The organism is Bacillus sp. FSL W8-1143 (genome assembly GCF_037965155.1).
GTDB classification, from domain to species: domain Bacteria; phylum Bacillota; class Bacilli; order Bacillales; family Bacillaceae; genus Bacillus; species Bacillus pumilus.
On the sequence record NZ_CP150182.1, the window covers coordinates 3,441,905 to 3,463,679 of the forward strand.

The following is a 21,775-nucleotide window of genomic DNA, read 5'->3' on the forward strand; positions in this document are numbered from 1 at the left end:
TTTACTCAATATCTTGGATACACCAGTTGATTTCTTCAATCCCCATTTGCTTTAAATACGCGTTTACCTTTGAAAACGGACGACTGCCAAAAAAGCCGTTTCTTGCAGAAAAAGGACTTGGATGAGGTGACTCAATGATGTAATGCTTGTTTTGATCAATGCGTTCTTTCTTATTTTGAGCATGTCTTCCCCACAGCACAAAAACGACGGGCTGATCACGTTCATTCAGCACATCAATCACGCGGTCTGTCACACGTTCCCAGCCCTTGCCTTTATGCGAGTTCGCCTCGCCCTTTCTCACGGTTAGCACAGTGTTTAAGAGCAGCACACCTTGCTCTGCCCAGCTCACAAGTGAGCCGTGATTTGGAACAGGACAGCCAAGATCATCCTTTAGCTCCTGAAAAATATTTCTCAACGATGGCGGATGCTTCACACCAGGCTGAACAGAAAAGCTTAATCCATGTGCCTGACCTGGGCCATGATAAGGGTCTTGTCCCAAAATCACCACTTTGACCGCTTCATATGACGTCAAATGAAGCGCACGATAAACGTCATCTGGTTTCGGAAAAACGGTCTGCGTGCGATATTCTTCCTTCATCCATTCACGTAATTCCTGATAATATGGCTGTTCAAATTCACTTTTCATCACAGCCCACCAGCTATCATTTAAAAATGGCTTCATTGGGGTTCTCCTCCTTGTGTCTGCTGCGTTAGTCTTGAGATCATCGGTTTTCCATCCCACACAATCTCACTCTCTGATTCTCGTTTTTTCATTGCTGGTTCTTCTAATAAGACAGCAAAGTTCGCTGTCGGAAGGTCACCCAGCCCATGCTTTTCACTTAGATCATCTAAGTAGTTCTTCCTTGTCTCACCAAGATCACTAGACTGATTCCCTCCGCCGTCAAAAAACGCATAGATCACGCTGGCAGCTGGCACTCGTTTGATCCGGGCATGCTGTGATACACGCAAAAAGAAGTCCCAGTCCCAATAATGATGCATCGCTGGATCAAAATAGCCAATCTCATCGTGTATACATCGTTTATACATACTGCCGGAAGGAACATATGTAGAAAAGACACGCATATCCTCAATAGCAGCTGTATACGCAAACAAACGTCTTGACACCGGGAAGCGGGTCGCGCCTTTTTCTTCAAATGACACAATTTCTGCATCAGAAAAGACAAAATCGGCGTCCTCCAGCGCCTTACTCATACGTTCAATATGACAAGGTGTAAAGTAATCATCGTCGTCACTCAGCATGATGACATCGCCAGTCAGCTCCCGCACCCCCACGTTTCTAGCATTCACATGCTGGACGTTCTCATCTAAATGGATCAAGCGGATCGGAAGTTCGGGGTAGAGTTCCTGAATGATCTCGACGCGCTCTCCTGCATCATTCACAACCACAATTTCAAAAGGCTGTACGGTTTGTCTCGTAATAGATTCAAGCAGCTCACACAGTGCGCTGAGCCGGTTATGTGTCACAATTAATAAGGAAATCTTCATATTCAGCTAACTCCTTTAATAGATTCGTCTTTTTCCATTAAAACATAAAATAACGTTCTTCTCATGATATAAAAGGCGGTTTGATGTGACGGGAAAATGGGAATTTTCGATGGAAAGGAGTGATCACGATGGAATATTTCACAGTAGAAAATAGCAAAGAAGCGAAGCAGACCATTGAACAAATACGCTCAGCAAAGGATGATATTTTTGTTTTTGCATACGATCCAGAACGCTCTGATACCGTCACAGAGCATACGAATGCCAAAAGCATGACAGCGGTCGATCAAGGGATTTTAGATCAAATTGCCAATGTCATCCGCACCCGGGATGACGAGCTCATGGCCAAAATGATGTCAGTTGGCGCCGATCAGGAATTAGCTTTAACTCTTTTAGACGAACTGAAAAAGGGGAAATTAGTGATTTTTAAAAGGTAAGGGGTAAGGCGTTTTTCCTAGGGTAGAACGCTTTTTTATGCCGTTTCATTGTGATAAATGGAAAAGCTGATTATAATAAGGATAGAACAGTAACTGTTACACATCACATTGGAGGTTCAGCAACTATGTCTATGAATAAAGCACTCACCATCGCAGGCTCGGATTCAAGCGGCGGTGCAGGTATCCAAGCAGATTTAAAAACGTTTCAAGAAAAAAACGTCTACGGGATGACAGCTTTAACCGTTGTCGTTGCAATGGACCCTCATAACCATTGGGATCATCAGGTGTTTCCAATTGATACGGCGACGATTCGTGCGCAGCTCTCTACCATTGTAGAAGGTATTGGGGTAGATGCGCTAAAAACGGGTATGCTCCCAACAGTCGACGTGATCGAACTTGCGGCTGACACCATCAAAACATACGACCTAAAAAATGTCGTCATTGATCCTGTTATGGTTTGTAAGGGTGCGAACGAAGTCCTTTATCCAGAGCACGCGGAAGCACTGCGCGAAAAGCTTACGCCACTGGCAACCGTCATCACGCCTAACCTTTTCGAAGCAGGTCAATTAAGCGGAATCGGTGAGATCAAAACGATCGAACAAATGGAAGCAGCAGCAAAACGCATTCACGAACTTGGTGCCAAGTATGTGGTCATCACTGGAGGCGGTAAGCTAAGCCCAGATAAAGCGATCGATTTGCTTTATGATGGACAAACCTTCGAACGACTTGAAACAGAGAAGATCGACACAGAATACACACACGGCGCAGGCTGCACATTCTCAGCAGCAGTCACAGCTGAACTGGCAAACGGCTCAGACGTGAAAGAAGCCATTTATGCAGCAAAAGAATTCATCACAGCTGCCATCAAAGGCTCTTTCCAGCTAAATGAATACATCGGACCAACAAAGCATTCTGCTCATCGTTTTGACAAATAAAACAGAAAAAACCCGATTCGCCTTGTTAGAAGGTGAATCGGGTTTTGTTTATCGATAGCTGCGTCTCTGTGCAAACAGCCAATCTGTTAAGCCTGGTGTCTCATAAGCAGGCGTCCATGATGCATGGTCATATCCATACTTGCTTGCGTACTCCGTATAAAGCGGCTGGCCGCCAGCTTTTTGAATAGCTTGAATTGTATTTCTCGCATAGCTGATAGGGATAATGGAATCATCTTCTGCATGAAATGCCCATATCGGCTTGTGCGCTAAAATTCCTGCCTTGCTTGGATCTGCACCCCCCGCAATAGGAATCATCGCTGCAAACAAACGAGGATATGTGATGTTCAACTGGTACGTCCCAAATCCACCTTGTGATAAACCCGTCGCATAAATTCTTTTCTGATCAATCTGATAAGAAGTTAACACATGCTGAAGGACATCATAAGCTTTGTGTAAATCTGGTGAAAATTGAAACACGTTTGTCAGATCGATTTCATTTTGCAAATTTCTTGTTAATGCAAATCCTCCATCGACAGCATTTCGCGCCTGAGGTGCTAGTACGTACGAAGGATGTTTCTTTTGGACTTCAGGGGAAGCCCATAAAACTGCACCATCATTCGCAAGTAACTGCTTTTGATTGTCTGTTCCCCTCTCCCCGCCTCCATGTAAGAACAGGACTAGAGGATAGGCTTTACCCCTCTTACGGTTTTTTGGAATATACAGCCGATAAGGCATTCCTTGGTATTCGAAAGATAAAAAAGATGATGCAATGTCCTCTCGTGTGACAAAGCGATAATTGTACGTAGACGTGGAAAGGCGGTGGTTTCTCTTGTAAGCGCTTACTTTTAAAGTCGTATCAGTTTCTATATGAATGGGCTTTTTGTATAACTGACTTTGAGTTGTCGGCTGGCTGCCATCTGTTGTGTAATAAAGAGAAGCTTTTTGAACGTGAGAATGCAGAGCTACCTCTTGTGAACGATAATATTGACCAGATGGGACTGAAGCAGGTGATGCAAAATACGACGTATGATTTCGGGCAGAAGAAACGGAAGGAAAAAGAAAACTCATAGAAAATAGGACAATGATAAAGGTGATCAGGCATTTCTTGGTTGTATGGTTCATATCGTTCCTCCTGTACATGCTCAGATGAATTTTTATTTATTATTTATCATGACAATAGAAATGTCAACGCTTTCATTTTAATTTCTGAATCATCTGACCGAAATAAAAGAGTGCACTCGCACGCAAGTACACTCTTTTATCCACAATGAATACCTACTTTTGCTGATCAGATTCTTTCGCCATTTTTCGAATAAAGGCTTCAATGGATTCAACAAATAAGGCATATTCTTTCATTTGTTTATACGTATCTGACAGCTTCTCTTTTAATTCTTCCTGCTCTAGAGAAGGTTCACCGAGAATAGATTGGACTTGAATGAGCAATTCTTTATATTCTTCACGTTTATCTTCAACATGATCTGCCATTGTCTCCAAGCGTTTTCTAGTCGTCGGCTGCTGTTTTGAATTCAAATAAACAACCCCTTTTTGTCCTACCGCATTTGGATAAACGTCAGCCTCAGCTGTATATATTTTAAAATGATACCATAATGCCACTTGATATCCTATATGTAAAACGTCATCAAACCGCTTCCAGCCAACCTTGTATATACACGTTATAGGCTATAAGATACAGGTTGATTTTACTAGAAAAAGCAGATCAATGATCAGCTCAGATTGTAGAGACACCCATGTTTTTCTACAATCAACTATAAGAAAAAGTATAATTAACTCCACAGTTTTAACAACGTTAAGAAAGGTTTAATGGTCTTAGAGAATCGAACGCAACCATTTTTTAGAATTAGGTATTCTCCTAGTGATATGCTCCCATCCTAAGGAGAAATATGATGTAAGAATGGATTAAGCAGTAAAGCTTTATAAAGAGTGAGATCACACTGTAAATCAAATTTGTGAAATCACAATGTCTAGGGCATCATTGTATAGAAAGCTATCGGAAAGGAACAGTTGATGAGTTATACTAAAAAATCAGAAATGTATAACAGAAAATAAATTTCATATAGAGGTGAAATCACATGCCTAAAATTGACAATATGTTAGCAATTCTATGGATGCTTCATTCAGGTGAGAAAATTACTGCGAAACAAATTTCAGAAAAGTTAGAAATTAATATAAGGACTGTGTATCGTTATATTGATACAATTTCAACAAGTGGCGTACCTATAATTTCAGAACCAGGACATAACGGTGGATACACTTTAATGAACAATTTCATTGAGGCTCCTCTTTTTTTTGATTCTGAGGAACAAACTTCACTATTTCACGCTGCTGTTTTTGCAGAAGAAGCCGGATATTACGGAGGTGAAGCCTTAAATAGGGCCATTTCAAAACTAAGTAAATACTCAAATCAAGAGCAGGAATCAAAGATAAACCAACATGTAACTAGTCTTGAAGTAATAAGTCGAGTAAGTTCTTTCTCTATGGAATCTTCTTTGAAAGAGTTGGAGCAGGCCTTAGCGCACAGGCATTCAGTAAAAATTCTTTACCAGAAAATTGGAGAAAAGCAATTAAATTACAGATTGATTGATCCGTACAGAATTATCTATTGGAATAATAAGTGGTATGTGATTGGATTTTGTCATCTAAGAAATGATATCCGCAGTTTTAGAGTAGATCGAATTGAAAGTCTTATGCTAACTGAAAATCATTTTAACAGACCAGAAAATTTTTCAGCACGTGACTTTTTTATAAAAAACCTCCTTCCAACTATAGAAGATAAGGAAGAAATTATTTCATTGGTTATTAATGGGGATAAAAGTGTATTGGCTGATATTTGCCAACATTGGTTTTTAGGACATTATTTACAAGAACGGACTTCAAATCAAGCAGTTTTTCTTCTTGAAAAAGACATGATACATACATATGTACCTTATTTACTTTTACCGTACAATAAATCTATTAAAGTTATTGAGCCAATAAGTCTTAAAAAAAGACTTATTGAAGTTCTGTCGGAATTAATAAAATTTCACCAAGTATGATAACTTCCCTGACGTTAACTGTCAGGGAAGTTATTTTATAATAGCTATATCACTTGTGATTGGAGTGTTATTGGATGCAAACAAAAAAAGTATTTCTATATGTATTTAACACAATGTCGGACTGGGAATATGGATATTTAATTGCTGAACTAAACTCAGGAAGATATTTCAAAAAAGGTTTAGCACCTTTAAAAGTAATGACAGTAGGAGCTAATAAAGAAATGATTACTACTATGGGAGGACTGAGCATAAAACCAGATATTTCCCTCGATGAATGTATTCTTGAGAGTAAAGATCTTTTAATTTTACCAGGAGGGACTACTTGGAATGAAGAAATTCATCAACCCATCTTAGAATTAGTTGGCAAGGCTTTAAAGAATGACACTATTGTTGCTGCAATTTGTGGTGCCACTGAGGCTCTTGCGAAAATGGGATACTTAGATACTAGAAAGCATACAAGTAATAATTTAGAATACACTAAAATGGTATGTCCTAACTATAAAGGGGAAAAGTTCTATGAGGCGGGATCTGCAATATCTGATGCGAATTTAGTTACTGCCTCAGGAATAGCCCCTCTGGAATTTGCGATGGAAGTATTGAAAAAATTAGATGTATTTGCACCAGATACATTACATTCATGGTATAACCTAAATAAGACTCATCAACCTGAATACTTCTTCAAGTTAATGAATTCAATAAATAGCTGAGCTAAAAAATCAACTTAGCAGGTTTATGTTAATTCAAATAAAAAGAATGAAACATCACATGCTCTAACATCCTACTTTAACAAGCTATTCACTCTATTGAAATTAGAGGAGATCGTTCCTTGATAAAGGGGTCTTAGCGGCCCAACAATGGAACGCTGTAATTGTATTTCTTTCATTGGTCATGTACAAGCACTTCCTCTGCGCTTTTCAGGAAAATAGAGGTTTACTCACTGCGCAAAACGTTAATCAACTCCTTGTTGTATCAACGTTTACAAGAGTTTTTTGGTTCAAGTTGGTTCAAAATATCAATTTGACAAAAAATTTAAAAGGTTTAAAGCATCAGCATCTTGCTGGTGCTTTTTTTCTGGCATCAATTCAAGATAATAGTTCTGCGTTGTCTGAATATTGATATGACTTTAGCGTTTTGATACATAGGCAATATCGCTATCTTGAGAGAATAGAAATGATGCATGGGTATCACGTAATCCATGAAACGTCGTTTTGAGAATATCTAACTTTTTGAGTAATTTAGCTGATTGATGGAATCCGTCAGAATCAAAATAAAAGCCACCTGCTTTAATGGGGAGTTTTTTGAGTATTTGATAGACTTCTTTATTGATGGGCACATCACGTTTAGAATTTTTAATTTTTAAAGAAGTGTCATCAGAAGTTGGACATATGGAACGTCTAACCTATATGCCGTACTCATATACATCTTCTGGCCGAATACCTAAAAGTTCACAACGCCGCAATCCAGTTTCTAAAGCAAGCAATACCAACACATTAAACTTGTCATCGGTATTTTCTAGAATGTATCTGCGTAATGTTTTAAAATCGGTAATTGATAGGACTTTATTACGCTTAGGTAATTCCTCATCACGAGTTTTTACCAAACTAGCAAAATCACTCACTAGGTAACCTCTAGCATACGCATCACGTAGAGCCGTTTTGATTTTTAAGAGAACTTCATGTGCTGTCTTACGGGAATGTGTTTTAGCATACTCGTCGATTTTACGTTGAACTACGATGTCATTCAAATCTTTTAACTGAATGTCACCAAAAAGTCGTTTAACAATACTTGACGAAGTACGTTGGTAATTTGAAAAGTAGTTTCTTTGACATCATTTTTTTTGATAATATAAATCCAATTTTCAAAGTACACAGCAAAAGTGGTAGAACGCTCAGCTAATTGTTTCCCATTTCCTTTTTCTAATTCATTTTCTAAAGCCCAACGCTTTGCTTCACTTTTTTTATCAAATGATTTTGTCAATTTCTTATGTTGACCATTTCCTACTGGAATGTGACAATAAGAACGTTGATCTGTCAATAGTTGAGACAGTTTCCTGTTACTTGTTAGCCCCCTGTTAGAACATGGGGTTAACACATACTAAAAAAGGAATCCGCATCGGTTTGGCTTCGCCACCGACACGGATTCTTTTTGTATGGTTTAGTTTAATTTCTGAATTTAGTTTTTCGCCAAACCAGACAGTTCAATCAGCGTTCCTTTACTTGAATCATCTGCTAAGTTTTCTCTACTTTGTAAATGTGTGATAACAAATACTATTAATACTATATGACTCTTTCAGTTTTAAAAAAATTGATTTATTAAATGTATTAAATAATGGAATTCCTTTCCCAAGTATAACAGGAACTGTAGCAATACGATATTCATCAATCAAATTCTTTTCAACTAACGGCATTATTACACTATTTCCGCCAACAATCCAGATAGCTTTTCCATTTTCATTTTTCGCTCTCTCTACAAGATCAACTACATTCTCACTTGAGAAATTTACGTTCGCTCTATCGTCACCATCTCTATTAGTTAACACGTAATTAACTTTATTCTCGTATGGATAAAAGTTTGGAGATAGTTCATTTACTACTTGATCATAAGTTGTTCTTCCCATGATAACAGTATCTATCTCCTTGTAAAATTTATTATAGGTTTCATCTTTTTCTAATCCCGAAGTTTCATCTAATGATAACCATTCAATTCCTCCAGCAGAATCTGCGATATATCCATCAATACTTGTAGCAATGTAAAGTATTACTTTTCTCGTCATTTTATTCTCCTCCTTTTATTAAGCATAATTTTATATTATACTGTTAAGTGAAGAAGAAAAAGATACAAAAATAGATTTTGTCTCAAAATAGAACTTTTTTAATTATGACTCTTGGGAGATTATGATGAAAGCAGTTAATCAAAAGAAATATATATGGGAACAATTTTATTCACTCCTTACAAATGAAGAATGGACATTTTCTAAAATTCCTATAAATACAATATGCGAACAATCAGGGATTCATCGTTCAACTTTCTATAGACTTTTTCATGATAAATACAATCTATTAGAATTTGGAGCTTCCATTTTATGGAGCAAATTTACTGAAATTAATATTCATGATAGAATACATCAACCTTTTCAAACAGCTGACGCTTTTTATAAATTTTCTAAAGCAAGAAAGCTGATCAGTAATCATGTGAATGATGAACCGTTCAACCTTTTTTTAACTGAATATCTATCAAAATTACTTGTAATAGAAATGGAGTATTATTTCGAAGAAATGCTCCCTACTAGTTTTGAACCTTCTTTTCTTAGTAAATATATTCTGTCTAATATCAATTTTTTAGACAACTGGAATAAATCACTAACTAAGAGATTAACGCCCAAAGAACTAGATTCCTTATATCACAAGTTAATCTTAAAAGATTTATTTCAGTAAAATACGTAACATTTTAGACCTGAAAGAATCAAAATGTGTTTTCGGAAACCAAAAGATGTTTAGTTGAAAAAGAAATCATAATAAAAAGCGTAAAAAAGACTGATATGTGTTATCAGTCTTTTTTAGGGGACAGTTCGGGGATACTTAGTCCAAACTAAGAACAATTGTATTCAACTATCATCTATCGTGGTTCAAATTGATTCAAATGTTGCCTATAGATTGAGATTCTTAATAATTACTTTGTCTCTTCTCAAAACAAAAAGAAGCAGGCTATCCCTTCCTGCTTCTTTTTCGCTCTTCTTTAGCTTTAGTAGTGATATTTCATACAGGTAGATTTCTACCTATACAAACTCATGATTCATCTCTTTTTTCTTGTTTGACATTCCTTATCCTTGATCGGCACCTTTTCTATCAATCGTGAAGGCGGCTGAAGAGCTCCCTTATTTATAGCATTGCGCTGTTTCTTGGTACTTATCAACCGGAAAATTCAATTTCACATCATACTGATCATCACTTAGACGTTTCCCTACTTGTTGAGCAGATCAACGACCTGCTTCTCTTTGTAAATGCCATGTTTTCAGTTTCAGCATTGTTTCATTTCTACCACTGATAGAGATTGATTTATTTCCCGGGGAAGGAAAGTAACGAGCAGTCAATACTTCCCGGCCTCCGTTTACAAAAATCTCAATCGACGATGCATCGATAAAGATGTGAAGATCGTGTAATTCCTCTATTGCTACTTCTCGAACTTCTTTTGATCGATCTTCAAATCGATCTCGCTCTAGTGTCAGTTTGCCCTCATCTTTATCATAAATGATACGGGCTGCCGCTCGAATACAGCATTCAAACCCTTTTTGTGTATCAATTTGATCAATGAATAACTCTGCGCTCGTAATATCATCTACAGGAATCGATTGGACGGAGCGTTTGATATGGAAAATATGCTCATGTTCGTTGGTTCTCATCGCCTGAAGCTCAGTGACTGGCTTTTGAATCAGATGTCCGTCATCATCTAAACACAGCTCTCTCGGAATGGTGAGGCAGTGTATCCATTGATACGAAATCGTTGGGTGATGCTCTTCTCCTTGATCAGGCACTCCCATCCATCCGATTAAAAGACGTCTGCCTGATTCGTCTAGAAAGGTTTGCTGCGCATAGAAGTCAAAGCCTCGGTCTAGCTCCTCAAATGCTCCGTGCGTATATTGATAAGTATGGTCATCCAATCTCCCAACAAAATAGCCTGATTGATGTGTATTATGATATTTTAAGCCATCCGGCTTGAGCCCCTGCGGCGACACAATCAATACATCCCGGCCATCTAATTCAAATAGATCTGGACATTCCCACATATAGCCGAAATCCTCTAATCCATTTTTCCCACTGCCTGCAATGATGCCTTGAAACGTCCAATTGTCTAAAGTATCAGAGGTAAACAAGACGAGATTCCCTTTCAGGTTCAGGCTTTGTGCACCTAGAACCATGTACCACTGGCCATTTCGCTTCCATACTTTCGGATCACGAAAATGGGCGGTGAATCCATCTGGCAGCGTCGCCACGACACCTTTTTTCTGAAAATGAATGCCATCCTCTGAAACAGCTAAACATTGATACGTCTCGCGGTTCCCTTGTTCATCGCGAACGTTGCCAGTGTACATCACATACATATGTCCATCGTCAATGACTGCACTGCCAGAATAACAGCCGTTTTGATCAAACCAATCACTTGGCGCAAGGGCGGCTTCCTCGTGCTGCCAATTTACTAGATCTGTGGATGTGTAATGGCCCCAAAATTTTGCGCCGTGACCCGTTTCGAATGGCTGCCACTGATAAAAAACGTGGTAAACGCCTTTCCACTGAATCAACCCATTCGGGTCATTTAAAAGACCTACTGGCGGCATTAAATGAAAATGCTGGCGGTACACATCTTTTTTCACCAAATGCTCGTAGTTTCGAATACGTTCTGCTACCTTTTGACGAAGTACTGCGTCAGTTGTTGTCATGACTGTGACCACTCCTTGATTATTTTTCGACTTCTTTTACTTTAAAGATGATGGTAAGAGTAAATGAAACAGCAACAGCGATTAACATACCAATCACATAATTCACCACATTTTGCACACCGAATGGCGCTGCAATAGCAATCATCGGAATCCCCGTTAAACCATAGGCGTTGGCGGCTACCTTTGTGAAGACAACAAATGCCCCGCCTAATGCGCCTCCGATCATCGCGGCAATAAACGGTTTACGATAGCGGAGGTTGACACCGAATATAACAGGCTCGGTAATCCCTAGGAAAGCTGAGAAGGCTGCAGGAAGTGCAATTTCTTTTGTTTTCGCGCGTTTCGCTAAGAAAAAGACTGCCAAGCCTGCCCCGCCTTGCGCTACGTTGGACATCGCCCAAATTGGCAGCAAATAGTTCCGCCCAATATCATTCAGCAGTCCTGCTTCAATCGCATGGAAGCTATGATGAACCCCTGTGAGCACAATGAGAGAGTAGGCTCCTCCGAAAATAAGTCCTGCTAAGAACCCTGCGTGATCATAAATAAATGTCAGTGCATTCGAAATTCCTGTACCGAGCATTCTTCCAAGCGGTCCAACAGCAATAAACGTCACAAATCCAGTCACAATCACCGTCACAAATGGGGTCACAAGTAAATCAATACTGTTCGGAACCACTTTTCTTAAATACTTTTCAACAAGGCACATGATGTACACAGTCAATAACACTGGAATGACTGTTCCTTGGTAACCAAGAAGAGCAATATCAAAATTGAATAAATGCATATACTCTGGTTTCGCATCCGTCAGTCCCCACGGATTGAGCAGGTTCGGGTGAATCATAATCCCCCCAATAACGGCTCCTAAATACGGATTTCCACCAAACTCTTTCGCTGCACTGACACCAATTAAAATCGGTAAAATGATAAAGGCTGCACTTGAGAACATATCAAGCATTTGGAAGATCGCGGAGCTTGGGTCAGCCCATTTGAAGGCTTTCATCATGCCTAAAAGCCCCATTAATAAACCGCTTGCAACAATGGCTGGAATGATCGGTACAAAAATATTTGACAACGTCTTTGCAAAACGTGCAAGTGGATTCATTTTTTGTTTCACTGCTTCATCATGGCTGACAGGTTTTTCTTTCTCGTCGTCTGTCTCAAGGCCGGTCTCACGAGCAAATGGTTCATATACTTTGTTGACCGCTCCCGTTCCAAAAATGATTTGGAATTGCCCCGAGCTTGAGAAAGCCCCCTTTACCCCTTCAAGTTCCTCAATGGCATCTTTGTCAATCAGTTCCTCATCTTTCATCACCAATCTGAGTCTTGTTGCACAATGCGTGGCACTGATGACATTTTTCTTGCCGCCTAATAGTTCTGTTAATTCTTTGGCTGTTTTTTGATAATCCATGTTGTCTCCTCCTTTTTTAAAACAAAAAAGACCTAAAATTCACTAACGATAAAAGGACATACACGTCCCCTCGTTACGCAAATTTTAGGTCTTGCCTGCCTGACAGTCACAATCCCGCGATATCAAGTTTTGATTACGCTTTCATCATAGTATAAGAGCGTGACGTGCGTCAACCTCTTTTTTCGAATCTATTGACCCATATACACTATTTAAAGTAGTGTGCATAAAAAAAAGCCTGCATGCAGGCACAACCACTAAACCAATTCGGCATCCTGCAGACGCTGGACATGCAGCGTGATGTAGCCGATCTCCGATTCAGGGAGATGAAGTTCATATTCATTTTTTAACAATTCAGCGAGTCCACGTGCACACTGGTAAGCCAAATCATACTTTGTTTGGATAAAACTCAGCATGTCATCGTCCATGATTTGAAATGCCTCATTTGATTCCAACCTGCCTAATGCATACCTCAAATGTGTCACAAGTCGCTGATAGGAAATACTATCCTCATCAATTGAATGCTGAAAATAGCTTTCTATATGCTCGATCATTTCTTTGATCATCGTTGTATATTTCACGGTTTTTTTCATAGACTCCGTATTCATTTTGGCCGTATGAATATGGAGTGCCACATACCCTGCCTCATCGTCCGGCAGTTCAACCCCAAGCCGATCCTTTACATAACGAATGGCATACTTTCCAATTTCATATTCCTGCTTATATAAGACTTTGATCTCACCAAGCAATTTATTATATAGCACAATGCCCTTTTGAATGCGCTCAATGGCAAAGGATAAATGGTCAGTCAGTGATATGTGGATATGATCACTAAGCGGCATCATCAGTTCACCCTCTGCATAACTGATGATATGCTCTGCCACCTCAATATGCGCTTCGGGCAATGTCGCAAGAATTTGTTTGAATTTCTCATTTTCTTCACGCACAACAAAGATTTTCTCTATTTTTTGAACGGGAATGACGTCATTTTTCCCCTTCTGAAAAGCAATTCCGGGCCCCATCACAATTTTCTCCTGATCATCCTCCTTTACAATCACTGCATTGTTATTCAATATCTTATATATCTTCAAGGGGTATCCTCTCCCACTAGATAACGTTTCTTATGTGGGATTTTACCCTGTTTCATCTCCCATGTAAAGGTAAGAGCGGACCAGCACGCGCCTCTCTCGTCGTCTTCTCATCAAGCATCATCAGACTTTGCTTAAACAGTTTCTCTGACCTGCGCTTCTTGTTCTTTTCTTCTGCCAGCTTCTCTAGCTCTCTCTCGTTCACGACTTGAAAGAAACGATCATCCACCGCAGCCGCCTGAAAACGTTGCTGCTTCATCATCACACCAGGATTCACAAGCACATTCATCATGAAACCAAACCATACACTCAACCAGTTTCTGAATTTCCTCACCGAACATCCCTCCGCTTTTCTTAGAATCTAGCAGTTCTAGCAAAACAACTGCTCCTATCATATCCCGAGAAAAAAGAGAGGTTTGTCACAATCTGGGTGAAAAAACAAACTAGTTTTCAGAAGTTTTGTTGAAAAGTGCAGAAAATCATCATGTACGAGGGTGTTTGAATAAAAATTTTATACACACTATATCCAAAAGATAAGCACACCTTATCAACAGGGTTTATCCACATATCAACACCCCATTACTAGATTTTGTGTATGAGATTTTTTTGTTTTCCATATATATATCTAAATAATTGAGTTATCAACAGGAGTTTGTGCATAAGTGAGACTTTATAAACAAAATAGTTCTTTATAACTATGTAAAATAAGACCATTTTAGTAAAGGAATTGTTTTCATCGTATTGAATACTTAATAACGGGCAGTGAATCTTTCCTATTTATCCACAAAAAGAAAGGCTATCTCCCTAAAAACACAGCTAGAAAGGGGAAAATTAATGAAAAAGGTCATCTCTCGTTCTTCTGTTCTATTGTTCTCCACTATTTTTATTTTATCCACATTCTTTACAGGTCAACAGGCTAGTGCCGCTCCATCAAACAAACAGGTGGAACTGGAAAAAGCAGAAATCTTCGGTGAAATCAATGTCAATTCTAGAAAACACACCACTGTCATTGTTGAATTAAAGGAAAAATCCTTAGTTGAAGCAAAGCAAGAAGGCAAAGCTCAAACAAAGGCCTCCCTCAAAAAATCTCGAACAAAAGTAAAAAATGAAGCACTCAAAGAAATTGATAAAGCGAGTGTTCGTCAAGAATACGAAAAAGTCTTCTCTGGTTTCTCGATGAAACTTCCTGCAAACGAAATTCCGAAGCTGCTCGCAGTTGACGGAGTAAAAGCCGTTTATCCAGATGTTACATATCAAACAGATGAAGTGAAAAAAGAAAGCATCCAGCTTCCAAACGAAGATGTCTCCCCCCTTATGGATAAAAGCGCTCCATTTATCGGTGCCCCAAAAGCTTGGGATGCCGGCTACTCTGGAAAAGGGGTAAAAGTCGCTGTCATTGATACTGGAGTAGACTATACCCACCCTGATTTAAAAGGAAACTTCGGTTTATACAAAGGCTATGATTTTGTTGATAATGATTATTCTCCGCAAGAGACACCTAAAGGAGACCCTAGAGGTGAATCGACAGACCATGGCACACACGTCGCAGGAACAATTGCTGCCAATGGACAAATTAAAGGTGTCGCAAAGGATGCCTCACTTCTTGCGTACCGTGTACTTGGACCAGGCGGTTCTGGGACGACTGAAAACGTCCTTGCAGGCATCGACCGTGCTGTTACTGATGGAGCAGATGTCATGAACCTCTCTCTCGGAAATAGTGTAAATAATCCTGATTATGCTACAAGCATCGCACTCGATTGGGCCATGTCTGAAGGCGTTGTCGCTGTCACATCAAATGGAAACAGCGGTCCGAACAGCTGGACAGTCGGATCTCCCGGCACGTCAAGAGATGCCATTTCAGTCGGAGCAACTCAGCTTCCTTACAGCCTTTACAATGTGAAATTCCGCAACTATTCTACTGCAAAAGTGATGGGCTACTACCAAGAGAGTGATTTAAAAGCACTTGACCAAAAACAAGTCACACTCGTCCATGCAGGTATCGGTGACGAAAAAGCATTTGAAGACATCGATGTGAAAGGAAAGGTTGCCGTGATCGAACGAGGAGCCATTGCCTTTGTTGATAAAGTCGACAATGCAAAAGCTGCTGGTGCAATCGGCGTTGTGATGTATAACAACACCGATGGAGAAATTCCAGTCGATGTACCGGGTCTTGCTCTTCCTACGATTAAGCTTTCAAAAGCTGAAGGAACGGCGCTTGTCAAAGCCATTGAGGCTGGAAACAATACAACGACTTTCTCCATTCAATTTGTCAAAGAACTTAGTGAGCAAGTCGCTGACTTCTCATCTCGTGGACCAGTTGTGGATACGTGGATGATTAAACCTGATTTATCAGCGCCAGGCGTCAGCATTGTGAGTACAATCCCAACGCATGATCCTTCTCAGCCTTACGGATATGGCTCAAAGCAAGGGACAAGCATGGCTTCACCGCATGTGGCAGGGGTTGCAGCGATCATGAAGCAAGCAAAACCATCTTACTCAACAGAACAAATCAAAGCATTACTCATGAATACAGCAGAAAAACTATTTGACGCAAACGGCAGCCCATTCCCTCACAACACACAAGGGACAGGCAGTGTTCGAATCATTGAATCACTCCAAGCGTCATCTATCGTTTCTGATGCGAGTTATTCTTACGGCACTTTCTTGAAAGAAAAAGGCGTTCAAATCAAAACAAAGAAATTCAAGGTAGAAAACCTTTCAAAAGCACCGAAAACGTATACCATTGATTACAAATTCGATGGCAGCGGCATCAGCACAAATGGAACGAAAAAAATCACTGTCAAAGGGAATTCCACTGGGTCCTTTACTTCCGCGGTACAAGTGAAATATGGTAAAACGAAAAAAGGAACGTACCAAGGCAGCATTACCCTTCGCGAAAATGGCAGAAAGGTCACAGAGATTCCGACTTTATTGATTGTAAAAGAGCCTGATTATCCTCGCGTCACTTCGGTTTCTGTAGAGCCGGATAACCGTGCTGGAAGCTATGTCATTAGCAGCTATTTGCCTGGCGGAGCTGAAAACCTTGCATTCCTCGTCTACTCGACAGATGGAGAGTATTTAGGTGAAGCAGGTGTTTATCAACATGTTGATAAAGGAGAACACCGCGTAAAATGGAATGGCACAATTAATCAAGGTCAAAAGCTCGAACCTGGTGAGTATACAATGCTTGCGTATGCAAGTTTGAAAGGGAAATCCGACACGGTTCAAACGAAGGAACCTTTCGATATTTATCGTGAATAAATGTGAATCACAAGAAAAGCCTTGTATGAGCGGATCAGCTCATCAAGGCTTTTCGATCATATACGGAGGAAAGAGAGACTGATGTTGATATTGCTATGGATCGTTTCTTTTTTTACTGCTTTTTTTCTAACGATCACCTTGGTGTATTTTTTCACCCTTTTATATGCGAAACATCCTCGTCCTTTTCATCAAGCATGCAAGCTGACGGTCTATGTGTCCTTCATTTACCCGCTTAGTTTGCTAGTGACATCCACATTTATTTTCATCATGATGCTCCTCTTCCCTATCTACCGGCTGCGTGGACGGTAAACAGACATACATACGTTATGCATCAAAGGCTTCTTTTAATAAACGATAAGATGTGAGCCGGTCTTGCATGCGGTGAGTGATGGTCACGGCGATCACTTCATCTGTACGATAAGCCTTCGTTAGTGCCGTCAGCTGTTTTTTCACAGAAGATGGCGTTCCAACCACCATCCTTTGACGATTGGCAGCCACTCGTTTTTGTTCATACGGACTATAGGAATAAGCCTGTGCCTCTTCATATGAAGGAAAGCCCCCGAGGCTTTGCCCCTGTTCATTGGCAAGTAAGGATAAATCTAAGCTGACTGCCAGTTTTTCTGCCTGTTCCTCTGTTTCAGCACATAAAACGAAGACCGCCAGACTAACGCGCGGCTCATCACCGAATGCTGAAGGTTCGAACCGGTTGATATATTGCTCCACAGAATCTTCTCCGCCTTCGCCATTGATAAATAGCGCAAACGTATAGCCTGCACCTGCTTTCGCCGCAAGTCTTGCACTTCCTCCAGAGGAACCAAGCATCCATACCTCTGGTGCAGTCTCTACCTTCGGAGAAGCGATTAAATGAGGCAGTGAATAAAATTCATCTGCTAGGTCGTGTAAATAGACCTTCAGCTCTTCTACCTGCTCAGGATATTGATCACCTAGACGTTTTCGTTCACCATGATGAAGAGCTATGGAGGAAATGGGCATACCACCAGGAGCACGTCCAATCCCAAGATCGATTCTGCCAGGAGCGAGGGCTTCAAGAACCCTGAAGTTCTCTGCTACTTTATAGGCACTGTAGTGGGGCAGCATCACACCGCCTGAGCCAATACGTATGTTTGACGTAACGGCTGATAAATGACCAAGAAGCACCTCTGGACTTGATCCTGCAAGCCGGTTTGAAAAATGATGCTCTGATACCCAAAAACGGTGATAGCCCCACTTCTCTGCCTGCTTTGCCAATTCAACCGTTTGCTTTAAGGCTTCAGCAGGTGTTGCATCTCCAATCAAATGAGATTGATCCAGTATACTTAATTTCATCTTACTGCACCTCTTACAGAAATCCCCCTCTCTCAATCGAAAGGGGGGATGTCTTATTTATTTTCGATTAAAGCCCTTCTCTTTCACAAATTCTCCAAGGAAGGCACGCTTTGGCTGACTAAAGCCGCGAAGCATCTGCTTAGACCAAGTATCTGTTCTCTCTCCGTTTGTCCGTTCTTCATAATATGATGAAATACGATCATCGTATTCTTTTAAATAACGATCCACATGCGTTTCATCTTGCTGATATGAATTTTCATGATAAATGAGTTCAACTGGCAGTCGTTCCTTTTGTGACGATTGACTCGCTGGATGTCCGACAACCAGACCAAATAACGGAAGCACATATGATGGTGTTTCAAGCAAATCAGAGACTTCTCTCAGTTGATTACGCAGACCGCCTATATAGCAAATCCCAAGTCCCATTGATTCTGCGGCTATACTCATATTTTGCGCAGCGAGCGCCGTATCAATGACGCTAATGAGAAAGGCTTCCGTATTCTCAAGCGCCTCCTGATGATTCTTCCCTGCTTTTTTTGCAATATCATCATGGCGTTTCAAGTCTGCACAGAAGACAAAGAAATGCCCATTCTTCTCAACGTATGGCTGATTCCCAGCCAGTTCAGCAAGCTTGGCCTTCTTCTCCTGATCTGTCACCCCAATAATACTATACGCCTGTACATAGCTTGATGTCGAAGCAGCCTGTGCACTTTTAATAAGTGTCAGCACCTCTTCTTCGGACAAACGCTCGTCTGTAAACGAACGGATGGACCGATGATTTAATATCGTTTCTATCGTTTTGTTCAATTCGAAGACCTCCTTCACTTCTACTATCATAAGGCAAAGACATATGGCTTTTCAAAAATTAAAACTCGAATGAAAAAAGACAGTCTATGCTTAGACTGCCCTTACCCGTTTTATTTAAATAAATAACTTTGGTATTTCGTTAATTGAACACTTGCATTATAAGCAATCCCGAATCCAATGAGAACAGATAAAACAGAGCTTCCTCCGAAGCTGATAAATAGGAGCGGAATTCCTGTTACAGGCATCACACCTATGTTCATCCCAATGTTCTGGAACGTATGGATCACAATAAGTGCTGTATATCCCACACAGAAGAATGACGCGAATCGGCTATAAGGATGGATACGGTCAATCAGCACGACAAGCCGGTAGATCAAGAAGAAGAACATGATCACAACAAACGCACAGCCGATAAAGCCAAAGGCTTCTCCTATAATGGAGAAAATCATATCTGTTTGTGCTTCTGGGACATAGACCTTTAAGTTTTTAACTCCATTCCCAAAAATCTGTCCAGCACCAATAGCCATAATGGCCCTATCAACCTGAAACTTATCACTACTTGTAGCATCTTGTATTTTAGCTTCTTCAGAGTTCGCAGAACTATCTGGAATCCAAGCAGTAATCCTATTGATTTGATATTGTTTAACACCGAGACTTTCTTTAGCGAAATCTGGAAATAATAAAACTACAGACAGAACCGTAATTATTAAGAGTACAACAACAGAACCAATCAATGAAATTATCTTCCAATTAACTCCAGATAAAAATACCATTACCATTACAATAAACATACAAACAGCAGCAGTACCAGCATCCTGCAAGAAAATTAAGCCTACTGGGACTATGGAAACTCCTGCAATTTTTAATAGTAGATATATGTCATCTTCTAATCTTCGTCTTCCTTTAGGTGTTGCTTTGCCAATTACCGAAGCCAACATCATGATCAAACCTATTTTCATAAACTCTGAAGGCTGAAATGTTCCAACACCCGGCAGAACAAACCAACTTTTTGCACCATTTATAGTAGGAGCAAAATCATGACTTCCAATTTTTGCAGGAGCGATTTTTAGAAAAATTAACAACAGTATGCCGCCTATAAAAATATAGAGACTGAGCTTCTCTAATTGCTCCAAGTCAAAGTAATTTATGGCTACAATAAATATGACCCCGATCATGTAGTAAATGATCTGTCTGGTCCATGCATTAGATCCATACTGCCCAAATTGACCCGCAGCATAAATCGCAATGACACTGATGGCAAAGAAGGCTAAAAATATAAAAATTAAATCCCCTTGATAGTACGGAGATGTATTCTGCTTGTTCATGAACTAACCACCCTTATTACAAAACATAAAAGCCCTTATTTATATTAGATTGAAATTTTCACAAAAGCAACTCACCTTAAATATGACGGAAGATACATCCGAAAGGTTCCAATCATTTTTCAAAAAATGAAATACTTTTCATCCTAACAATAGGAAAAAATTCCTCTATACTCTTTCCATTCAACCGATCACGAGTCCTTTAAAAAGATTATTTTACAGATATTAAGGGGAAAATTCAATGACCTATGTGGCAATATGACAAGCAATTATCAAGTCAGCATAAGTTTTATGAAGAGAAAAGGAAAAAGCCACTTTCTATGGAATAAGGCCCATTTTCCAATTATTGAGTTTACTTCAAAGTCAATTGTGGTATAATACTTGTAACAAAATGTTCACAATATCTCCTAAAAACAGACACAATTGCATCCTGACCTCTCATTTGAATTGAACATCAACTTACAAAGGAGTTGGATACGATGGATATGTTCTTTGCGTACCTATGTATTGCAACGGCTACACCCCTGTTTTTATGGCTTGAAAACAGAAAAATTGCGCTAGCTTCAATTCCACCCATTATGATTATGTGGATTTTCTTCGGTCTTTACATGACAAGCAGTTTATCTCCAGCAGGACATACCTTCATGATCGCATTCTTTGCCATTAACGTCATTTTGGCACATATTGCAGCGTTCCTCATTTATGGACTTCCATTCATTCGCAAAAGATTCAGTAGCACCAGATAAATAACGCACCACTTATTGGAGACGTTATCAACATCATGATAAAAACCACTCACCTTTGAGAGATGAGTGGTTTTTTATTATTTCTCTGAATGCTCCGATTGCTTTGGCGCAGAAGGTGAATAACCGTCTTTGCTGTTCTCTCCGTGGCTGTAGTGAGCCGCAAAGATCCAAACAGATCCGATAACGAAGATAATCGCACAAAACAGACCAAACAATGTATTTCCGACTTGAACAGTTCCGTTCTCGCTTTCTGTCATGTGCATAAACATGAATAGCTGCAAGAACGCTTGAATGAAGGCAAAACCAAAGATAATCCAAAGTTTTGCAGAACTGCCAATTTCAGCTCCAATGGCAATCCAGAATGCTAAGATCGTTAGCACGATGGATAGGATGAAGCCAACTACGTGTTTCCAAGGGAAGTGTTCGTGCTCTGCTGAGGAATTTGTTTTTCCAGCCAT

22 protein-coding genes and 1 pseudogene are annotated in these 21,775 nt (G+C 39.9%); 8 read left to right on the plus strand and 15 right to left on the minus strand.

Going from position 1 to position 21,775, the window contains the following annotated elements; all coding sequences use genetic code 11:
- Nucleotide 1: 1 nt before the first annotated feature.
- A complete protein-coding gene (locus NSQ36_RS17670; protein ID WP_339206282.1) occupies nucleotides 2-682 on the minus strand; it encodes a uracil-DNA glycosylase in 681 nt (226 codons plus the stop codon).
- On the minus strand, nucleotides 679-1,506 hold the full coding sequence (locus tag NSQ36_RS17675; protein ID WP_003214726.1) for a glycosyltransferase family 2 protein: 828 nt from the start codon (nucleotides 1,504-1,506) through the stop codon (nucleotides 679-681). The genes NSQ36_RS17670 and NSQ36_RS17675 overlap by 4 nt, the downstream gene beginning before the upstream one ends.
- A gap of 128 nt (nucleotides 1,507-1,634) precedes the next feature.
- Here NSQ36_RS17675 and NSQ36_RS17680 point away from each other — a divergent pair, with 128 nt between their 5' ends.
- Both NSQ36_RS17680 and NSQ36_RS17685 read left to right on the plus strand, forming a co-directional pair.
- Nucleotides 1,635-1,940 (plus strand): general stress protein, encoded by a 306-nt coding sequence (locus NSQ36_RS17680; protein WP_137054226.1) that lies wholly within the window; start codon nucleotides 1,635-1,637, stop codon nucleotides 1,938-1,940.
- Nucleotides 1,941-2,065: 125 nt separating this feature from the next.
- Nucleotides 2,066-2,875, plus strand: coding sequence for a bifunctional hydroxymethylpyrimidine kinase/phosphomethylpyrimidine kinase (locus NSQ36_RS17685; protein WP_339206286.1), 810 nt, complete (start codon nucleotides 2,066-2,068; stop codon nucleotides 2,873-2,875).
- 48 nt (nucleotides 2,876-2,923) lie between these two features.
- Here the strand turns inward: NSQ36_RS17685 and NSQ36_RS17690 are convergent, their stop codons facing one another.
- Entirely contained in the window at nucleotides 2,924-3,997 is a 1,074-nt protein-coding gene (locus tag NSQ36_RS17690) for a chitobiase/beta-hexosaminidase C-terminal domain-containing protein (protein ID WP_339206289.1), read from the minus strand.
- Nucleotides 3,998-4,150: 153 nt separating this feature from the next.
- Nucleotides 4,151-4,405, minus strand: a complete 255-nt coding sequence (locus NSQ36_RS17695) for a hypothetical protein (RefSeq protein WP_008359596.1) — start codon at nucleotides 4,403-4,405, stop codon at nucleotides 4,151-4,153.
- A gap of 382 nt (nucleotides 4,406-4,787) precedes the next feature.
- Here NSQ36_RS17695 and NSQ36_RS17700 point away from each other — a divergent pair.
- The 3 genes and pseudogenes from NSQ36_RS17700 to NSQ36_RS17710 form a co-directional block, all read left to right on the plus strand.
- Nucleotides 4,788-4,901 (plus strand): annotated as a pseudogene (locus tag NSQ36_RS17700) (helix-turn-helix domain-containing protein); the annotation flags it as partial.
- Nucleotides 4,902-4,965: 64 nt separating this feature from the next.
- Nucleotides 4,966-5,928 (plus strand): WYL domain-containing protein, encoded by a 963-nt coding sequence (locus NSQ36_RS17705; RefSeq protein WP_212045680.1) that lies wholly within the window; start codon nucleotides 4,966-4,968, stop codon nucleotides 5,926-5,928.
- 74 nt (nucleotides 5,929-6,002) lie between these two features.
- A complete protein-coding gene (locus NSQ36_RS17710; protein WP_339206291.1) occupies nucleotides 6,003-6,635 on the plus strand; it encodes a type 1 glutamine amidotransferase family protein in 633 nt (210 codons plus the stop codon).
- A 692-nt stretch (nucleotides 6,636-7,327) separates the two neighbouring features.
- On the opposite strand, the gene NSQ36_RS17715 is transcribed toward NSQ36_RS17710, so the two are convergent.
- The 3 genes from NSQ36_RS17715 to NSQ36_RS17725 all read right to left on the minus strand — a co-directional run bounded on the left by NSQ36_RS17715 (nucleotide 7,328) and on the right by NSQ36_RS17725 (nucleotide 8,701).
- Nucleotides 7,328-7,546, minus strand: coding sequence for a hypothetical protein (locus NSQ36_RS17715; protein ID WP_339206293.1), 219 nt, complete (start codon nucleotides 7,544-7,546; stop codon nucleotides 7,328-7,330).
- Nucleotides 7,547-7,677: 131 nt separating this feature from the next.
- Entirely contained in the window at nucleotides 7,678-7,962 is a 285-nt protein-coding gene (locus NSQ36_RS17720) for a hypothetical protein (protein ID WP_249118181.1), read from the minus strand.
- Nucleotides 7,963-8,167: 205 nt separating this feature from the next.
- Nucleotides 8,168-8,701 carry a dihydrofolate reductase family protein gene (locus NSQ36_RS17725; RefSeq protein WP_212045682.1) on the minus strand — a complete coding sequence of 178 codons (534 nt, stop codon included), beginning with the start codon at nucleotides 8,699-8,701 and terminating at the stop codon, nucleotides 8,168-8,170.
- A gap of 124 nt (nucleotides 8,702-8,825) precedes the next feature.
- Here NSQ36_RS17725 and NSQ36_RS17730 point away from each other — a divergent pair, with 124 nt between their 5' ends.
- Nucleotides 8,826-9,362 (plus strand): helix-turn-helix domain-containing protein, encoded by a 537-nt coding sequence (locus NSQ36_RS17730; RefSeq protein ID WP_251190654.1) that lies wholly within the window; start codon nucleotides 8,826-8,828, stop codon nucleotides 9,360-9,362.
- A 542-nt stretch (nucleotides 9,363-9,904) separates the two neighbouring features.
- Here NSQ36_RS17730 and NSQ36_RS17735 read toward each other — a convergent pair.
- The 4 genes from NSQ36_RS17735 to NSQ36_RS17750 form a co-directional block, all read right to left on the minus strand.
- The gene (locus NSQ36_RS17735; protein ID WP_339206297.1) at nucleotides 9,905-11,362 is read right to left on the minus strand and encodes a sucrose-6-phosphate hydrolase; all 1,458 of its coding nucleotides are present in this window, start codon (nucleotides 11,360-11,362) and stop codon (nucleotides 9,905-9,907) included.
- 19 nt (nucleotides 11,363-11,381) lie between these two features.
- Nucleotides 11,382-12,770 (minus strand): sucrose-specific PTS transporter subunit IIBC, encoded by a 1,389-nt coding sequence (locus NSQ36_RS17740; RefSeq protein WP_212045684.1) that lies wholly within the window; start codon nucleotides 12,768-12,770, stop codon nucleotides 11,382-11,384.
- A 254-nt stretch (nucleotides 12,771-13,024) separates the two neighbouring features.
- Complete coding sequence (locus NSQ36_RS17745) at nucleotides 13,025-13,858, minus strand: PRD domain-containing protein (protein WP_137054220.1); 834 nt, start codon at nucleotides 13,856-13,858, stop codon at nucleotides 13,025-13,027.
- 52 nt (nucleotides 13,859-13,910) lie between these two features.
- Complete coding sequence (locus NSQ36_RS17750; protein WP_137054219.1) at nucleotides 13,911-14,189, minus strand: hypothetical protein; 279 nt, start codon at nucleotides 14,187-14,189, stop codon at nucleotides 13,911-13,913.
- Nucleotides 14,190-14,689: 500 nt separating this feature from the next.
- Here NSQ36_RS17750 and NSQ36_RS17755 point away from each other — a divergent pair, with 500 nt between their 5' ends.
- Nucleotides 14,690-17,116, plus strand: coding sequence for a S8 family serine peptidase (locus NSQ36_RS17755; RefSeq protein ID WP_339206300.1), 2,427 nt, complete (start codon nucleotides 14,690-14,692; stop codon nucleotides 17,114-17,116).
- A 324-nt stretch (nucleotides 17,117-17,440) separates the two neighbouring features.
- Here the strand turns inward: NSQ36_RS17755 and NSQ36_RS17760 are convergent, their stop codons facing one another.
- The 3 genes from NSQ36_RS17760 to NSQ36_RS17770 all read right to left on the minus strand — a co-directional run bounded on the left by NSQ36_RS17760 (nucleotide 17,441) and on the right by NSQ36_RS17770 (nucleotide 20,574).
- Nucleotides 17,441-18,442 (minus strand): LLM class flavin-dependent oxidoreductase, encoded by a 1,002-nt coding sequence (locus tag NSQ36_RS17760; RefSeq protein WP_339206302.1) that lies wholly within the window; start codon nucleotides 18,440-18,442, stop codon nucleotides 17,441-17,443.
- A 57-nt stretch (nucleotides 18,443-18,499) separates the two neighbouring features.
- On the minus strand, nucleotides 18,500-19,249 hold the full coding sequence (nfsA, locus tag NSQ36_RS17765) for an oxygen-insensitive NADPH nitroreductase (RefSeq protein WP_180309880.1): 750 nt from the start codon (nucleotides 19,247-19,249) through the stop codon (nucleotides 18,500-18,502).
- A gap of 110 nt (nucleotides 19,250-19,359) precedes the next feature.
- Nucleotides 19,360-20,574: an FtsW/RodA/SpoVE family cell cycle protein gene (locus NSQ36_RS17770; protein WP_050944513.1), complete on the minus strand. Its 1,215-nt coding sequence runs from the start codon at nucleotides 20,572-20,574 to the stop codon at nucleotides 19,360-19,362.
- Nucleotides 20,575-21,050: 476 nt separating this feature from the next.
- Here NSQ36_RS17770 and NSQ36_RS17775 point away from each other — a divergent pair, with 476 nt between their 5' ends.
- Entirely contained in the window at nucleotides 21,051-21,317 is a 267-nt protein-coding gene (locus NSQ36_RS17775) for a spore morphogenesis/germination protein YwcE (RefSeq protein ID WP_003215279.1), read from the plus strand.
- 77 nt (nucleotides 21,318-21,394) lie between these two features.
- Here the strand turns inward: NSQ36_RS17775 and qoxD are convergent, their stop codons facing one another.
- Nucleotides 21,395-21,775, minus strand: coding sequence for a cytochrome aa3 quinol oxidase subunit IV (gene qoxD / locus NSQ36_RS17780; protein WP_003215204.1), 381 nt, complete (start codon nucleotides 21,773-21,775; stop codon nucleotides 21,395-21,397).

Excerpts from the sequence above, each read along its gene's own strand:
- NSQ36_RS17670 (WP_339206282.1), bottom strand. The coding sequence starts at position 682 with ATGAAGCCATTTTTAAATGATAGCTGGTGGGCTGTGATGAAAAGTGAA.
- NSQ36_RS17675 (WP_003214726.1), bottom strand. The coding sequence starts at position 1,506 with ATGAAGATTTCCTTATTAATTGTGACACATAACCGGCTCAGCGCACTG.
- NSQ36_RS17680 (WP_137054226.1), top strand. The coding sequence starts at position 1,635 with ATGGAATATTTCACAGTAGAAAATAGCAAAGAAGCGAAGCAGACCATT.
- NSQ36_RS17685 (WP_339206286.1), top strand. The coding sequence starts at position 2,066 with ATGTCTATGAATAAAGCACTCACCATCGCAGGCTCGGATTCAAGCGGC.
- NSQ36_RS17690 (WP_339206289.1), bottom strand. The coding sequence starts at position 3,997 with ATGAACCATACAACCAAGAAATGCCTGATCACCTTTATCATTGTCCTA.
- NSQ36_RS17705 (WP_212045680.1), top strand. The coding sequence starts at position 4,966 with ATGCCTAAAATTGACAATATGTTAGCAATTCTATGGATGCTTCATTCA.
- NSQ36_RS17710 (WP_339206291.1), top strand. The coding sequence starts at position 6,003 with ATGCAAACAAAAAAAGTATTTCTATATGTATTTAACACAATGTCGGAC.
- NSQ36_RS17725 (WP_212045682.1), bottom strand. The coding sequence starts at position 8,701 with ATGACGAGAAAAGTAATACTTTACATTGCTACAAGTATTGATGGATAT.
- NSQ36_RS17730 (WP_251190654.1), top strand. The coding sequence starts at position 8,826 with ATGAAAGCAGTTAATCAAAAGAAATATATATGGGAACAATTTTATTCA.
- NSQ36_RS17735 (WP_339206297.1), bottom strand. The coding sequence starts at position 11,362 with ATGACAACAACTGACGCAGTACTTCGTCAAAAGGTAGCAGAACGTATT.
- NSQ36_RS17740 (WP_212045684.1), bottom strand. The coding sequence starts at position 12,770 with ATGGATTATCAAAAAACAGCCAAAGAATTAACAGAACTATTAGGCGGC.
- NSQ36_RS17755 (WP_339206300.1), top strand. The coding sequence starts at position 14,690 with ATGAAAAAGGTCATCTCTCGTTCTTCTGTTCTATTGTTCTCCACTATT.
- NSQ36_RS17760 (WP_339206302.1), bottom strand. The coding sequence starts at position 18,442 with ATGAAATTAAGTATACTGGATCAATCTCATTTGATTGGAGATGCAACA.
- NSQ36_RS17770 (WP_050944513.1), bottom strand. The coding sequence starts at position 20,574 with ATGAACAAGCAGAATACATCTCCGTACTATCAAGGGGATTTAATTTTT.
- NSQ36_RS17775 (WP_003215279.1), top strand. The coding sequence starts at position 21,051 with ATGGATATGTTCTTTGCGTACCTATGTATTGCAACGGCTACACCCCTG.
- qoxD (WP_003215204.1), bottom strand. The coding sequence starts at position 21,775 with ATGGCTGGAAAAACAAATTCCTCAGCAGAGCACGAACACTTCCCTTGG.